This window comes from Providencia sp. 2.29 (assembly GCF_015832305.1).
Taxonomy (GTDB): domain Bacteria; phylum Pseudomonadota; class Gammaproteobacteria; order Enterobacterales; family Enterobacteriaceae; genus Providencia; species Providencia stuartii.
This window is the reverse complement of record NZ_CP065420.1, coordinates 3568018-3584473: the sequence shown is the minus strand read 5'-3', so window position 1 is coordinate 3584473 and position 16456 is coordinate 3568018. Positions and strand designations below refer to the sequence as shown.

The 16456-nt window shown below is 43.4% G+C and carries 10 protein-coding genes, 2 tRNA genes and 3 rRNA genes; 7 read left to right on the top strand and 8 right to left on the bottom strand.

Features of this window, described 5'->3' with window-relative positions:
- Positions 1 to 14: 14 nt before the first annotated feature.
- The 6 genes from proS to metN all read right to left on the bottom strand — a co-directional run bounded on the left by proS (position 15) and on the right by metN (position 5701).
- A complete protein-coding gene (gene proS / locus I3B46_RS16925; RefSeq protein ID WP_163762161.1) occupies positions 15 to 1742 on the bottom strand; it encodes a proline--tRNA ligase in 1728 nt (575 codons plus the stop codon).
- A 121-nt stretch (positions 1743 to 1863) separates the two neighbouring features.
- Complete coding sequence (gene tsaA / locus I3B46_RS16920; RefSeq protein WP_060560934.1) at positions 1864 to 2586, bottom strand: tRNA (N6-threonylcarbamoyladenosine(37)-N6)-methyltransferase TrmO; 723 nt, start codon at positions 2584 to 2586, stop codon at positions 1864 to 1866.
- A 7-nt stretch (positions 2587 to 2593) separates the two neighbouring features.
- Positions 2594 to 2998 (bottom strand): Rcs stress response system protein RcsF, encoded by a 405-nt coding sequence (gene rcsF / locus I3B46_RS16915; RefSeq protein WP_004916709.1) that lies wholly within the window; start codon positions 2996 to 2998, stop codon positions 2594 to 2596.
- 141 nt (positions 2999 to 3139) lie between these two features.
- On the bottom strand, positions 3140 to 3961 hold the full coding sequence (locus tag I3B46_RS16910) for a MetQ/NlpA family lipoprotein (protein WP_004916705.1): 822 nt from the start codon (positions 3959 to 3961) through the stop codon (positions 3140 to 3142).
- 62 nt (positions 3962 to 4023) lie between these two features.
- Positions 4024 to 4677, bottom strand: a complete 654-nt coding sequence (gene metI, locus I3B46_RS16905) for a methionine ABC transporter permease MetI (protein WP_004916702.1) — start codon at positions 4675 to 4677, stop codon at positions 4024 to 4026.
- Positions 4670 to 5701 carry a methionine ABC transporter ATP-binding protein MetN gene (gene metN, locus I3B46_RS16900; protein ID WP_004916698.1) on the bottom strand — a complete coding sequence of 344 codons (1032 nt, stop codon included), beginning with the start codon at positions 5699 to 5701 and terminating at the stop codon, positions 4670 to 4672. The genes metI and metN overlap by 8 nt, the downstream gene beginning before the upstream one ends.
- 170 nt (positions 5702 to 5871) lie before the next feature.
- On the opposite strand from metN, the gene gmhB reads away from it, so the two are divergent.
- From gmhB to I3B46_RS16865, 7 genes are all read left to right on the top strand, one after another.
- Positions 5872 to 6438 carry a D-glycero-beta-D-manno-heptose 1,7-bisphosphate 7-phosphatase gene (gene gmhB / locus I3B46_RS16895; protein WP_004916695.1) on the top strand — a complete coding sequence of 189 codons (567 nt, stop codon included), beginning with the start codon at positions 5872 to 5874 and terminating at the stop codon, positions 6436 to 6438.
- A 416-nt stretch (positions 6439 to 6854) separates the two neighbouring features.
- Positions 6855 to 8394: ribosomal RNA gene (locus I3B46_RS16890) — 16S ribosomal RNA — on the top strand.
- Between the two features lie 64 nt (positions 8395 to 8458).
- Positions 8459 to 8535: transfer RNA gene (locus tag I3B46_RS16885), tRNA-Ile, on the top strand.
- A 180-nt stretch (positions 8536 to 8715) separates the two neighbouring features.
- Positions 8716 to 8791, top strand: a tRNA-Ala gene (locus I3B46_RS16880).
- 325 nt (positions 8792 to 9116) lie between these two features.
- Positions 9117 to 12128 (top strand): 23S ribosomal RNA (locus I3B46_RS16875).
- Positions 12129 to 12258: 130 nt separating this feature from the next.
- Positions 12259 to 12374, top strand: a 5S ribosomal RNA gene (gene rrf, locus I3B46_RS16870).
- The 16S, 23S and 5S rRNA genes sit together here with 2 tRNA genes alongside, the layout of an rRNA operon.
- 1617 nt (positions 12375 to 13991) lie before the next feature.
- Positions 13992 to 14639, top strand: coding sequence for a YiiX family permuted papain-like enzyme (locus I3B46_RS16865; protein ID WP_163762160.1), 648 nt, complete (start codon positions 13992 to 13994; stop codon positions 14637 to 14639).
- On the opposite strand, the gene I3B46_RS16860 is transcribed toward I3B46_RS16865, so the two are convergent.
- The gene (locus tag I3B46_RS16860; protein ID WP_014657697.1) at positions 14631 to 14978 is read right to left on the bottom strand and encodes a YfiM family lipoprotein; all 348 of its coding nucleotides are present in this window, start codon (positions 14976 to 14978) and stop codon (positions 14631 to 14633) included. The genes I3B46_RS16865 and I3B46_RS16860 overlap by 9 nt on opposite strands.
- A 73-nt stretch (positions 14979 to 15051) precedes the next feature.
- On the bottom strand, positions 15052 to 16407 hold the full coding sequence (pssA, locus tag I3B46_RS16855) for a CDP-diacylglycerol--serine O-phosphatidyltransferase (protein WP_004917572.1): 1356 nt from the start codon (positions 16405 to 16407) through the stop codon (positions 15052 to 15054).
- Positions 16408 to 16456: the final 49 nt, after the last annotated feature.

The following is a 16456-nucleotide window of genomic DNA, read 5'->3' as shown; positions in this document are numbered from 1 at the left end:
TTGGGCAGGAAGGATTAGCGCACAGTATTTGCGAGCTTCTCTTTTAAGAAACTGACAACATTATCAAGACCGATAAGGGCTTTTTCATCATTACGGCGAGCTTTATATTCAACTTGATTATTGTCTAAGTTACGGTCGCCAATAACAATGGTGTATGGAACACCGATAAGCTCCATATCAGCAAACATAACGCCTGGGCGCTCTTTACGGTCATCAAAAATAACGTCAATACCTTGTGCTTTTAAGTCAGCATACAGTTTTTCCGCGACTTCTTTGACTCGATAAGATTTGTGCATATTCATCGGCAGGATCGCAACATGGAATGGCGCAATCGCATCTGGCCAAATGATACCACGCTCATCGTGGCTCTGTTCAATTGCCGCTGCAACAATACGCGTAACACCAATACCATAGCAACCCATGGTTACGATTTGATTATGACCTTCTTCATTTTGTACTGAAGCTTTCATCGCTTCTGAATACTTAGTCCCCAGTTGGAAGATATGCCCTACTTCAATACCACGCTTAATCAGCAATGTGCCTTTGCCGTCTGGGCTTGGATCCCCTTCAACAACATTGCGTAAATCGAACGTTTCAGGTTGTGCTAAATCACGTTCCCAGTTGATACCAAAGTAGTGTTTGCCATCGATATTGGCACCTGCACTAAAGTCACTCATTACGGCAACACTACGGTCAATCACCATTGGCAGAGGCATATTGACAGGGCCTAATGAGCCCGGTGCTGCTTTAACTGCCGCTTTGATTTCTTCTTCAGATGCAAACTCTAATGGGCTAGAGATCCATGGGTGTTTTTCCGCTTTAACTTCGTTTAATTCATGATCGCCACGAATTAATAAGGCAACTAATGTGTGCCCAGACTCTTTTTTAGCTCTAACAATGAGTGTTTTAACGGTTTTTTCGATAGGCAAACCGAATTGCTCCACCAACTCCGCAATAGTTTTTGCGTTTGGTGTATCGACAAGGCGCATTTCTTCTGTTGGCGCTGAACGTGGTGTTAGCGGAGTGATGGCTTCAGCCAGCTCAATATTTGCTGCGAAATCAGAGCCTGTAGAGAATACGATATCGTCTTCACCGCTTTGCGCAAGCACTTGGAATTCGTGAGAAGTACTGCCCCCAATTGAGCCTGTGTCAGCTTGTACAGCACGGAAATCAAAACCGATACGAGTAAAGATTTTGCTGTAGGCTTCATACATTGCATCATAGGTTTCTTGCAATGATTCTTGCGATGTATGGAAAGAGTAAGCATCTTTCATAATAAATTCACGTGAGCGCATGATACCGAAACGTGGGCGCACTTCATCACGGAATTTTGTCTGAATTTGGAATAAATTCAGTGGTAGCTGTTTGTATGAAGTAATTTCATTACGCACTAAATCAGTAATGACTTCTTCATGGGTTGGACCTAAAACGAAAGGGCGCTCGCCACGATCAGCGAAACGCAGTAATTCAGGACCATACTGCTCCCAGCGACCACTCTCTTGCCACAAATCAGCGGGTTGAACAACGGGCAAAGACACTTCAATTGAGCCCGCATTTTCCATTTCTTCACGGACAATGTTTTCGACTTTACGCAGAACACGGACACCAGTCGGTAACCAGTCATAAAGGCCAGATGCAAGTTTACGGATCATTCCTGCACGAAGCATCAATTGGTGACTGATCACTTCGGCATCTGCAGGAGTCTCTTTTAGTGTTGAGAGCAGATATTTGCTAGTACGCATTGTATAGGTTCCATTAGAACAACGGGTGATGGCAAAAATGTTCTTGCCAACTTAATCTAGGCTGCAAAAGCAGCATGATAAAACAGCTAGTCTACCAGTGACCGTGCTTTGCCAAAAGGGGTTAGTCGATTTTTTCATAAGGTTCGATGGCGAACACTTCTGTTATATTATTGAGCACTCTCCAACGCACATTAAAATCGAGTAAATGCACAGCATAGTTACGCTCTTCAGTCATAGCCTGTTTCTTGTAGGCTGGACGTGGATCTTGCATGAGAACTTGCTGTATAAATTGCGCGATCCCAGGGTAGCTTGTTTGGTATTTTAATAAATCTTGCTGAACTTGGGGATGAAAAATCACTTGCATATCATCCGCCGGGGCATCTTGAGCAAAACCAGCCTGCGCTGTAGGGATAGCTTCAGCAAAAGGTAAGTATGGTTTGATATCAATGACTGGAGTGCCATCAACTAAATCTAAACTCCCTAACTCCAAAATAATTTGATTATTATTTTGGCTTATTCCTTTTAATTCAATTAATGACATGCCAATTGGGTTTGGTCTAAAGGTTGAGCGTGTAGCGAAAACGCCCATTTTCTCATTACCACCAAGCCGAGGAGGGCGCACTAGTGGTTTCCACCCCCCTTGCATGGTTTGGTGGAAAACAAATAGTACCCAAATATGGCTGAACTGGTCTAAACCTCTAATCGAATTAGGATCATTATAGGGAGGATGCAAATGCAATCGCCCCGAGCCACCTGGAACAAGTCCAGGTTGGCGTGGGATGGCAAATTTTTCCTTATAGGGGGATTCAATATGCCCAATTACATTACATTCGAACGATTTCATTAGGTATTTATTCGACAATTTTTATCGCACTACCTTCACAAATCGTTGCTTGGTAGCAACCAGGAGAAGCCATTGTTTGGCATTGATGCAATACAACAGCATCGGCGGCGATATACGCTGCTTTGGTTAACATACTTTTCTTCGCAGTATTCAGATTTGCTGGTGGGCTTTGAAGGCTTTCACGACATGATTGACCTGAAACAACACCTAAATCTTTAAATGGCATTCCCAATAGCTCTTCAGGGCTGTTCATGAGTTTTACATTTGTCGTGCTAGGTTTGGTGTCTGTTTTTGGTACTGGTTTTGAAAGCTTCATACTTGTGAAGCCTTTATTTGGACCCTGATGAATGTATTGATTCATTCCACACCCAGCGAGAACAAAAGTTGCTAGGGTGAGCAATAACAATCTCATAAGTTTTTCCTTTTTTAATCTTATAGTCTTATAGGTATTGGGAAAATGATATTTGCTATGTGTTGTCTTTATATAATACAAAAAATACTAGGTGGCACTGACCACCTAGTATATTAATCGCTTTTTTACTAATAAAAAAGATTACCAGCCTTTAACTGCACCACCATCAAAGACTTCATCTGCCTTCTTAGCAACTTCATCTGATTGATATGCTTGAACAAACTTCTTCACATTCTCATTATCTTTATTATCGTCACGAGTCACAATAATGTTGACATAAGGAGAATCTTTATCTTCTACAAATAAACCATCTTTTGCTGGCGTCAGTTTAGGCGTTGCGCTGCTCGCCCAAGTTGTGTTGATGATGGCCAGAGCAATTTTTTTATCATCCAATGCACGTGGCAATTGTGGTGCTTCTAATTCAACAAATTTCAAGTTCTTAGGGTTTTCGACCACATCCAAAGCGGTCGGCATTAAACCAGTACCTTCTTTCAGTTTAATTAAGCCTTGTTTTTCCAGCAGAAGTAGTGAACGACCTAAGTTAGTTGGATCGTTAGGCAACGCAATTTGTGAGCCATCGGCAAGTTCATCAACTGATTTAATTTGTTTAGAGTATGCCGCGATTGGGTAGATAAATGTATTACCTACAGGCACTAATTTATAGTTACGATCTTTAATTTGCTGATCAAGATACGGTTTGTGTTGGAATGCGTTGGCATCAAGATCACCTTTGCTTAAGGTTTCGTTTGGTAGAACAAAGTCATTAAACGCAACCAGTTCCACATTCAAACCATATTTTTCTTTTGCTACTTTTTGTGCAACTTCAGCAACTTCTAGCTCTTTCCCCATAATAACACCGACTTTGATGCTATTGGGATCTTTTTCTTTTTCGCCACAACCCACTAGAACTAATGATCCTAATAGCGCGCCGACAACTGCGATAGATTTCAACTTAATAGACATAGATATACCCCTTAAATGCTTTTCTTTATAGCACCTTAATAACGGCGCTGCTATTTTACGGACTATTTATGTGACACTTTTTTCATTAAGTATTCACCAGTAAATTGAATGGCGAAAACTAAGATGACTAACAGGACAAGTACGGTATTCATCACTAATGGATTATAACTGTAATAACCATACTGCATTGCTATTTGGCCTAGGCCACCTGAACCGACAGCACCGCCCATTGCAGAATACCCAACCAGCATAATTAAGGTGATCGTTGCAGCGTTGATGATCCCAGGTAAAGACTCAGGTAATAGAACCTTTTGAATAATTTGCAGTGGTGTAGCGCCCATAGCTCTGGATGCTTCAATCAAACCACTTGGTACTTCTAATAAGGTATTTTCAACCATACGAGCAATAAAAGGGATTGCACCAACAGTAAGGGGAACAATAGCACCTTCAATGCCGATTGCTGAGCCGACTAAAAACTTGGTAAACGGGCTTATCCAGACTAATAGAATAATAAATGGTATTGAACGGAAAATGTTCACTATAGCCGAGATCACCGCATAAAGAGCCGTATTTTCCATGACTTGCCCTCGGCGAGTCACATAGAGTAGAACCCCTGTAGGTACGCCCATGATAAAACCGAGGATCGCCGAAACGAAAGTCATAATAATAGTATCAATCGTTCCCGATATAAGCAGTGAAATCATTCCATCAGACATAACCCAAAACCTCTACTTTGACATGATGCTCTTTCAAAAATTCAATGGTTGCTTCAACACCGCCATTAACCCCATGTAATTCAGCGAGCATGACGCCAAATTTTACGCCACCAGCATAGTCAATTTGTGAACTTAATATATTGATATCGATGTCAAATTTACGAACAGCCATAGAAATTAGTGGTGCATCAACAGATTGCCCTGTGAATTCTAACTTCAATAAAGGCGATAAATCTGCTGCTGGTTCATTTTTGAGTCGTTCTTTATAGTCATCAGGAATATCAATGACCAACGTTGATTTAATAAACTCTTGTGCCACAGGCGTTTTAGGATGAGAGAAAACCTCACTTACTTTATCTTGTTCAATCAACTGACCGCCACTAATGACAGCGACTTGGTCACAAATATTCTTCACCACATCCATTTCATGGGTGATTAAGAGAATAGTTAGCCCTAAACGGCGGTTTATATCTTTGAGTAACTCTAAGATGGAGCGTGTTGTCGCAGGATCCAGTGCACTCGTAGCTTCATCACATAATAAAACTTTTGGCGAGTTGGCTAATGCACGCGCGATTGCTACACGCTGCTTTTGCCCTCCCGAAAGATTCGCGGGATAAGCATCTTTTTTCTCTGTTAGGCCAACAAGATCCAGTAATTCGCTAACACGCGCTTTAATTTTATCTTTAGGCGTATTATCTAGCTCAAGTGGCAGTGCCACGTTATCAAATACGTTCCTAGAAGATAGCAAATTAAAATGTTGAAAGATCATGCCAATACCACGACGTGCTCTCGTCAAAGATTTTTCAGGTAAAGCCGTTAAATCTTGACCGTCAACGATAACTTGCCCAGAGGTTGGGCGTTCAAGCATATTTACACAACGGATTAGCGTACTTTTACCCGCGCCAGAAGCACCGATAACACCATAGATCTGTCCAGCAGGAACATGCAGGCTAATATCTGTAAGTGCCTGAATGTTACGGCTTCCTTGCTGGAAAACTTTATTAATATTTGAGAGCTTTATCATTTATTTCTTCTAAGTATATAGGAATCAATTTTTAGATGTCTAAATCTAATATGGTTGGATGTTAAGGCGTCTAGACGTCTAAGTCAACAAGGTTTGGTTTATTTATTCTATTCTCATTTATTTTCTTTTCATGAGATACTTAAAACTCATTTAGTTTGAGGAGTAAATCGGTGAGTAAAGGCATACCAGCAATCTTTTTAGATAGAGACGGTACAATCAATATTGATCACGGCTATGTACACAAAATAGATGACTTTCAATTTATTGAAGGTGCCATTGAAGCCATGGCTGAGTTAAAGAAAATGGGTTACGCGCTTGTCGTAGTGACGAACCAATCAGGCATCGGTAGAGGGATCTATTCTGAAGATAGTTTTATGCAACTGACAGAATGGATGGATTGGTCATTAGCCGACCGCGGTGTTGATCTGGATGGCATCTATTTTTGCCCTCATCACCCAGAAGCTAAAGATAAAGAGTATCGTCAAGATTGCGATTGTCGTAAACCTAAACCCGGCATGCTGCTAGATGCTCAATCATTTCTTAATATAGATATGGCATCTTCTATAATGGTGGGAGATAAATTAGCAGACATGCAAGCAGGGAAAGCAGCAAAAGTGGGTACAACTATTCTAGTGAAAAGTGGTGAAGCGGTATCAGAAGAAGCGATTGCGAATGCCGATATGGTGATTGAAAGTATCGCAGAGCTACCAAAAGTAGTAAAAAGTATCAAAAAATAGGCTTTGTGAGTGATATTTGACCAAGTGATAATTTTTTTTCAAAAAACACTTGCCAGAATTTTCTGACTCCCTATAATGCGCCTCCACTGACCGACGATGAGCCGACACTGAATGTGATGGCAAGCCCAACAGGCTAACGAAGGCAGGCGAGAGATTCTGAAAAGAATAAGCGAAAAAAAAGCTTGACTCTCGATGAGGAAAGCGTAATATACGCCACCTCGCGACAACGACCTAACTGGTTAATATCGAAAGATAAAGTCGCAACGCTCTTTAACAATTTATCAGACAATCTGTGTGGGCACTCACAGGACACTATCAAAAAAATATTTGATTTTAAAGTCTTGAAGAGTGACTAACACGTTAATTCATATATGAAAGAATGTAGTCAGTTTAATTCTTTGAGCATCAAACGCTTTTAATTGAAGAGTTTGATCATGGCTCAGATTGAACGCTGGCGGCAGGCCTAACACATGCAAGTCGAGCGGTAACAGGGGAAGCTTGCTTCTCGCTGACGAGCGGCGGACGGGTGAGTAATGTATGGGGATCTGCCCGATAGAGGGGGATAACTACTGGAAACGGTGGCTAATACCGCATAATCTCTTAGGAGCAAAGCAGGGGACCTTCGGGCCTTGCGCTGTCGGATGAACCCATATGGGATTAGCTAGTAGGTAAGGTAATGGCTTACCTAGGCGACGATCCCTAGCTGGTCTGAGAGGATGATCAGCCACACTGGGACTGAGACACGGCCCAGACTCCTACGGGAGGCAGCAGTGGGGAATATTGCACAATGGGCGCAAGCCTGATGCAGCCATGCCGCGTGTATGAAGAAGGCCCTAGGGTTGTAAAGTACTTTCAGTCGGGAGGAAGGCGTTGATGTTAATACCATCAACGATTGACGTTACCGACAGAAGAAGCACCGGCTAACTCCGTGCCAGCAGCCGCGGTAATACGGAGGGTGCAAGCGTTAATCGGAATTACTGGGCGTAAAGCGCACGCAGGCGGTTAATTAAGTTAGATGTGAAATCCCCGGGCTTAACCTGGGAATGGCATCTAAGACTGGTTAGCTAGAGTCTTGTAGAGGGGGGTAGAATTCCATGTGTAGCGGTGAAATGCGTAGAGATGTGGAGGAATACCGGTGGCGAAGGCGGCCCCCTGGACAAAGACTGACGCTCAGGTGCGAAAGCGTGGGGAGCAAACAGGATTAGATACCCTGGTAGTCCACGCTGTAAACGATGTCGATTTGGAGGTTGTTCCCTAGAGGAGTGGCTTCCGGAGCTAACGCGTTAAATCGACCGCCTGGGGAGTACGGCCGCAAGGTTAAAACTCAAATGAATTGACGGGGGCCCGCACAAGCGGTGGAGCATGTGGTTTAATTCGATGCAACGCGAAGAACCTTACCTACTCTTGACATCCAGAGAATTTGGCAGAGATGCTGAAGTGCCTTCGGGAACTCTGAGACAGGTGCTGCATGGCTGTCGTCAGCTCGTGTTGTGAAATGTTGGGTTAAGTCCCGCAACGAGCGCAACCCTTATCCTTTGTTGCCAGCGATTCGGTCGGGAACTCAAAGGAGACTGCCGGTGATAAACCGGAGGAAGGTGGGGATGACGTCAAGTCATCATGGCCCTTACGAGTAGGGCTACACACGTGCTACAATGGCGTATACAAAGAGAAGCGACCTCGCGAGAGCAAGCGGAACTCATAAAGTACGTCGTAGTCCGGATTGGAGTCTGCAACTCGACTCCATGAAGTCGGAATCGCTAGTAATCGTAGATCAGAATGCTACGGTGAATACGTTCCCGGGCCTTGTACACACCGCCCGTCACACCATGGGAGTGGGTTGCAAAAGAAGTAGGTAGCTTAACCTTCGGGAGGGCGCTTACCACTTTGTGATCCATGACTGGGGTGAAGTCGTAACAAGGTAACCGTAGGGGAACCTGCGGTTGGATCACCTCCTTACCGTTGAAGTGTTTTTGTGAAGTGTTCACACAGATTGTCTGATGAAAGAGTCAACGGTATCAATAGGCTTGTAGCTCAGGTGGTTAGAGCGCACCCCTGATAAGGGTGAGGTCGGTGGTTCAAGTCCACTCAGGCCTACCAAATTTTGTTAATACGTCGTTGTGGCTCAGCTCGTTTACTTATTGTAAACGTCGCTAATCCACGCCTAGTCTAAACAAAATTAACCAACTTAAGCATAGCAAAAACGTGCTTGCCTAAGAAAAAAGATCTCCAAGTAAAGAAACTTACAAAGAGATTAATTGATACTGTTAAACCTGTTATGGGGCTATAGCTCAGCTGGGAGAGCGCCTGCCTTGCACGCAGGAGGTCAGCGGTTCGATCCCGCTTAGCTCCACCATAATATTTTTGAATTATTCAGAATAGATTAGTTTTAGTCTATTGCGAATAATTATGCTCTTTAACAATCTGGAACAAGCTGAAAATTGAAACAACGCACATTGTTTATCGCTTAAACAATGTGAGAGTCTCTCAAAATTTCAAACCTGAAATTTTCGGTCATTCAAACGAGTGGCATGAGCGAGCAGGGTGAAATTCAAGGCGGACAGCGCGCAGCAAGCGCAGCGTACAGGAGTACGTGAGCATTGCGAGCACTGCCCAACGCAGAAGTTCACCACGCACAGCCATGACAGTCAGGTGATCGTTGAAACAATTTCGGGTTGTGAGGTTAAGCGACTAAGCGTACACGGTGGATGCCTAGGCAATCAGAGGCGATGAAGGACGTGCTAATCTGCGAAAAGCGTCGGTAAGGTGATATGAACCGTTATAACCGACGATGTCCGAATGGGGAAACCCAGTGCAATTCGTTGCACTATCGTTTGATGAATCCATAGTCAAACGAGGCGAACCGGGGGAACTGAAACATCTCAGTACCCCGAGGAAAAGAAATCAACCGAGATTCCCCTAGTAGCGGCGAGCGAACGGGGAGCAGCCCAGAGTCTTAATCAGCATCAGCATCAGGAGAACGGTCTGGAAAGGCCGGCAATAAAGGGTGATAGCCCCGTATCCGAAGGTGTTGGTGTTGTGAACTCGACGAGTAGGGCGGGACACGTGTTATCCTGTCTGAATATGGGGGGACCATCCTCCAAGGCTAAATACTCCTGATTGACCGATAGTGAACCAGTACCGTGAGGGAAAGGCGAAAAGAACCCCGGCGAGGGGAGTGAAATAGAACCTGAAACCGTGTACGTACAAGCAGTGGGAGCCCCACCACTAAGCCAGTGGTGAGTCATCACAGCGTCATCCTTACTTGATGGCGGTTGGCGGAACGTCCTTTGTGACGCCCAACCCAAAAAATCAAGCAAAGGGGGCTTAGTGGTGGGGTGACTGCGTACCTTTTGTATAATGGGTCAGCGACTTATATTCTGTAGCAAGGTTAACCGAATAGGGGAGCCGTAGGGAAACCGAGTCTTAACTGGGCGAATGAGTTGCAGGGTATAGACCCGAAACCCGGTGATCTAGCCATGGGCAGGTTGAAGGTTGGGTAACACTAACTGGAGGACCGAACCGACTAATGTTGAAAAATTAGCGGATGACTTGTGGCTGGGGGTGAAAGGCCAATCAAACCGGGAGATAGCTGGTTCTCCCCGAAAGCTATTTAGGTAGCGCCTCGTGAACTCATCTTCGGGGGTAGAGCACTGTTTCGGCTAGGGGGTCATCCCGACTTACCAACCCGATGCAAACTACGAATACCGAAGAATGTTATCACGGGAGACACACGGCGGGTGCTAACGTTCGTCGTGAAGAGGGAAACAACCCAGACCGCCAGCTAAGGTCCCAAAGTCATGGTTAAGTGGGAAACGAAGTGGGAAGGCTCAGACAGCCAGGATGTTGGCTTAGAAGCAGCCATCATTTAAAGAAAGCGTAATAGCTCACTGGTCGAGTCGGCCTGCGCGGAAGATGTAACGGGGCTAAACCATGCACCGAAGCTGCGGCAGCGACATGTAAATGTTGTTGGGTAGGGGAGCGTTCTGTAAGCCTGTGAAGGTGTGCTGCGAGGCATGCTGGAGGTATCAGAAGTGCGAATGCTGACATAAGTAACGATAATGCGGGTGAAAAACCCGCACGCCGGAAGACCAAGGGTTCCTGTCCAACGTTAATCGGGGCAGGGTGAGTCGACCCCTAAGGCGAGGCAGAAATGCGTAGTCGATGGGAAACAGGTTAATATTCCTGTACTGGTGATAATTGCGATGGGGGGACGGAGAAGGCTAGGCTGGCCGGGCGACGGTTGTCCCGGTTTAAGGATGTAGGTGGGTGAATTAGGCAAATCCGGTTCGCTATACACTGAGGTCTGATGACGAGTCACTACGGTGGCGAAGTAGCTCATGCCCCGCTTCCAGGAAAAGCCTCTAAGCTCTAGATTATCATTAATCGTACCCCAAACCGACACAGGTGGTCAGGTAGAGAATACTCAGGCGCTTGAGAGAACTCGGGTGAAGGAACTAGGCAAAATGGTGCCGTAACTTCGGGAGAAGGCACGCTGGCATTAGGTGAAGTGGTTTACCCATGGAGCTGAAGCCAGTCGCAGATACCAGCTGGCTGCAACTGTTTATTAAAAACACAGCACTGTGCAAACACGAAAGTGGACGTATACGGTGTGACGCCTGCCCGGTGCTGGAAGGTTAATTGATGGGGTTATCCGTAAGGAGAAGCTCTTGATCGAAGCCCCAGTAAACGGCGGCCGTAACTATAACGGTCCTAAGGTAGCGAAATTCCTTGTCGGGTAAGTTCCGACCTGCACGAATGGCGTAATGATGGCCAGGCTGTCTCCACCCGAGACTCAGTGAAATTGAACTCGCTGTGAAGATGCAGTGTACCCGCGGCAAGACGGAAAGACCCCGTGAACCTTTACTATAGCTTGACACTGAACATTGAGCCTTGATGTGTAGGATAGGTGGGAGGCTTTGAAGTGTGGACGCCAGTCTGCATGGAGCCAACCTTGAAATACCACCCTTTAATGTTTGATGTTCTAACGTAGCCCCATAATCTGGGGTGCGGACAGTGTCTGGTGGGTAGTTTGACTGGGGCGGTCTCCTCCCAAAGCGTAACGGAGGAGCACGAAGGTTGGCTAAGCATGGTCGGACATCATGCGGTTAGTGCAAAGGCATAAGCCAGCTTGACTGCGAGAGTGACGGCTCGAGCAGGTACGAAAGTAGGTCTTAGTGATCCGGTGGTTCTGAATGGAAGGGCCATCGCTCAACGGATAAAAGGTACTCCGGGGATAACAGGCTGATACCGCCCAAGAGTTCATATCGACGGCGGTGTTTGGCACCTCGATGTCGGCTCATCACATCCTGGGGCTGAAGTAGGTCCCAAGGGTATGGCTGTTCGCCATTTAAAGTGGTACGCGAGCTGGGTTTAGAACGTCGTGAGACAGTTCGGTCCCTATCTGCCGTGGGCGTTGGAAGATTGAAAGGGGCTGCTCCTAGTACGAGAGGACCGGAGTGGACGCACCGCTGGTGTTCGGGTTGTCATGCCAATGGCACTGCCCGGTAGCTAAGTGCGGAAGAGATAACCGCTGAAAGCATCTAAGCGGGAAACTTGCCTTGAGATGAGTCTTCCCTGACTCTTTAAGGGTCCTAAAGGAACGTTTAAGACGAAGACGTTGATAGGCTGGGTGTGTAAGCGTAGCGATACGTTGAGCTAACCAGTACTAATGAACCGTGAGGCTTAACCTGACAACACCGAAGGTGTTTTAGAGAGACGATTGTTGAAGTGCACGAGATAGAGTGGTGCGAGAAATCAGCTTGTTCAAGATTGCAGTTCTGGTTTGCGGTGTCGACGCGAACGAGAACGAAACCGAATTTGTCTGGCGGCAATAGCGCGGTGGTCCCACCTGACCCCATGCCGAACTCAGCAGTGAAACGCCGTAGCGCCGATGGTAGTGTGGGGTCTCCCCATGTGAGAGTAGGGAACTGCCAGACATCAAATCAGTGAGAAAGCCACCCGATGGGTGGCTTTTTTGCGTTTGGAGAAGATAAAGTTTAATCCCTTACTTTGTGGTAGCGGCCTCACGGTGAGAGGCCGTTGCGAACATCACGCCCCCCTTCAGTTTTACTGATTTTGGCAAATTCAGTCGCCTGTACTTTTAGTTTTGTTTACATAGTGGGGGGAAGTTTAGCCTAGCAAGAATAGGCAGCCACACACGATTTAAATCACCGCATCCCATAAAACACGGTATGGTGGCTGATACATTATTTTGATGGCGGTTATTATCGATATCATAAAATTAAACCCCAAACCCCAAACCCCAAACCCCAAACCCCAAACCCCAAACCCCAAACCCCAAACCCCAAACCCCAAACCCCATCTCATACTTTATTAACCACTTTTTATCTCAGAGCATATCTCCCCCTGATTAGCTATAACCATAAATATGGTTGTTATTCTCCCTCTACAGCACAGCTATACCGAGTTTGGCACACTACATGAACCGTTATTGATAGGATGATTGATGCGTTAATTAAAGGGGGGAATTAAAGCTTCAGTGATAATGCCCTGCTTTAAACAAAATTATTTGGTCATTGAATAGATTGAGTAAATATAAAGTAGTGAGTAACAGCTCACAGGTTTGTGTGTTCCAGTATTGAGAGTGTCAAATTTATTACTAATTATTAGCTATTTCAATGTGTTAGAGGGTGTTAATAAAAAAGGTATCATTCACTGTTTTTTGCTGTGTATTGATAGGGTGAATAGGTTTAGTGGATATAAAGTAGTGAGTAACAGCTCACAGGTTTGTGTGTTCAGGTATTGAGGGTATCAAATATGTTGTTAATTATTATCTATCCCAATGGATTAGGGCAGATGAGTAAAAAACTTATCACTTACCGCTTCTTTTGATGGACATTGATAAGGTGAATAGGTTTGGCAAATATAAAGTAGTAAGTAACAGCTCACAGATTTGTGTGTTTCGGTATTAATCAGGATATCAAGTTAGTTGCTAAACTATTTATTTCAATGAGTTAATGAATTATTAGCAAGGAATTTATAACTCACTAATCTCTTTGCTGGATATTGATAAGGTGAATAGATTGAGTGGATATAAAGTAGTGAGTAACAGCTCACAGGTTTGTATGTTCCGGTATTGAGGTGAGGATATCAAATTTATTATTAATTATTAGCTATTTCAATGTTTAAAGGATATTAATGAAAAAGGTATCACTCACTGTTTTTTTGATAGCTATTGGTAGGGTGAATAGGTTGAGTGGATATAAAGTAGTGAGTAACAGCTCACAGGTTTGTATGTTCCGGTATTGAGGTGAGGATATCAAATTTATTATTAATTATTAGCTATTTCAATGTTTAAAGGATATTAATGAAAAAGGTATCACTCACTGTTTTTTTGATAGCTATTGGTAGGGTGAATAGGTTTGGCAAATATAAAGTAGTAAGTAACAGCTCACTGGGTTATTGTTCCATATTGACGAAATGATAGAGCCATTAGATATAAAATAGTGCACCAAGACTTACTTGTTTATTGGCATTGCTTTATCTAATATCACTTTTTATTGTGGATTCTTTAAATAGGTATTAATAAAAAAATGGATTGGTTGAGTATTCGTCAGTTACTACAGCGGCGCAAACTGCATATTACATTGTTACTGTGTTTATTAATCATATTTTCTTTTAACAGTGCGCTCGCTAATAACCAATATCAACCAGAAACTGGGGATATTATTTTTCATACTTCACGTTCAGAACAAAGCCTAGCTATTCAGGCTGCAACCCGATCGCCTTATAGCCATATGGGCATTATATTGTTTAAGAATGATAACCCCTATGTTTATGAAGCTTCTAATGTTGTTAAATTCACCCCATTAAAGCAATGGATAAAACAAGGGGTAGCAAATAAATATGTCATTAAAAGATTGAAAAACCCTTTAACAGAACAACAAAAAGCGTTACTTATCCAAAAAGCCATTCCATATCAATCAAAACCTTATGATTTAACTTTTTCATGGAGTGATGAAAGAATTTATTGTTCTGAACTCGTATGGAAGATCTATAAGAGTGCCCTTGATATTGAGGTTGGTCATTTACAAAAATTACATGAATTTGACCTATCTTCAGACAAGGTAATTAAAAAATTAAAAGAGCGTTATGGCGATAATATTCCTTTTGATGAAACCGTCATTTCGCCAAATGCTATCTTCGATTCACCATTATTAATGACGGTGGATTCATTTTAATGATTGATAGAGACTATACCCAGCAACGGCTCCAGCGACATCATAAGCAAAGTCATGCCAGCTCCATCCCGTACCATTAGGTCGACTGTCATACAGCTCTTTTGCTGCTCCTAGGGTAATGGAAAATAAAACGCCAAATTGCGCAGCATCTCGATGTTGCCAATTTTGCCTATCAGCATAAGCATTGCCGGCCATCGCCATTGCGGCTGAAAAAGCAAAATGCTGTGCCTTATCCTTACCTTGCCAATTATCATTTGCCCAGTGGGCCCCTGAACAGCCTGTTATCGTAAAAATTAAGCCAATAAGTAAATAAGATAATAATGTTTTTAGCAGATTCATTTGTTTATCAACGGGTCTAATATAAAAAGCACCACAGTCGTGGCGCTTTTTATAGATACAAGATACGGATAAATTACAAAATACGACTGATTAAGCGGTCTACTCTAATTCGTCTTAAGCGGCGAATGAGTTTTTTCACTTTGATTGGATAGGTTTGGATACTATCTAATTCACGATAATGACTCACAATTTTTGTATGAGTGCGAATACAGTCAAGTTCATGCTGACGCTGCTCTTGCATCTCTTGATTTGGGTCGTGAATTAAAACCGCATTTTCAAGATCCAATCCCCACGCTCGTGGGTTAAGATTATTGCCTGTAATAAGTTGCCATTGGCTATCAACCCACATCCCTTTTAAGTGATAAGTATTATCACCATCTTTCCACAGACGAATTGTTAATTGCTTACTATCAACAAATTTTTGTAAGCGGCTAACAAACCGCCGTAGATTAATCTCATAGAGGTACGGCAAAGCCCCAATAATTTTAAATGGCTCTTCAGGGGGAATATAGAAATCATTAGCAGTTTTATCACCAATAATAATTTCCACCTGTTTACCTTCACGTAATAGTCGGCTAATAATCCTAACTAATACGGCTGGAAGATTGAAATAAGGGGTACAGATTGTGAGTTTATTTTGTGTTGAACTCATTAGATGGGTAATTGTTCGGTTTAGGTCATTTTTTTTGCCTAAACCAACTAGAGGCGTGACGGCTAATTCACCATTAGTTGCATTACCCTTAAATTGATATGAGCTTCCTCTAAGTGAAAGACGGAATTGTTTGATGATATTTTTGAATTCGGCGGTTTTGGGTCTGTTTGCCTTATTCAATAGCTGAATCGCATCCGATTTTAGTAAGGCATCATCAATATAAGTCTTCATTGATGTCGTTAATGCCTTATTTTTGATCAGCTGATACCGGTCGTAGCGATATCTTTCATGGCGCTGTAGATAGACATCATTAATACTAGCGCCACTGTACAATAAAGTATCATCAAAGATAAAACCTTTTAGATGCAAGACACCTAAGGCTTCCCGTGTATTCACAGGAATACCATAAATAGGGATATCAATGTCCGGGTATTGTTGCGAAACATCATAGTACCAGTCTGCATTCGTTGAATTAGCGGCTGCACCAATTCTTCCTCGTTGCGCACGGTGCCAATCAACAAGTATTTTAATCTCTAATGATGGATTCGCTTGCTTAGCGGCATACAGTGCATGAAGAATATCTTTACCTGCATCATCTTGCTCTAAATATAACGCAGTGATGTAGATGCAATGTTGAGCAATAGATATTTGTTCAAGTAGAGCATCACGAAAATCTTCTGTCTTATATAGCGTTTTAACATCAGCAATAGACTGAGCCAGTTTAGGTAAACTCGCTAAATATTGTTGATGTTTTGCTTGTTTTAATTTTGACAACATCACAGTGTAAATTTTCTCTTAATTAGTCTAATAGCAAATCGCTTGTATA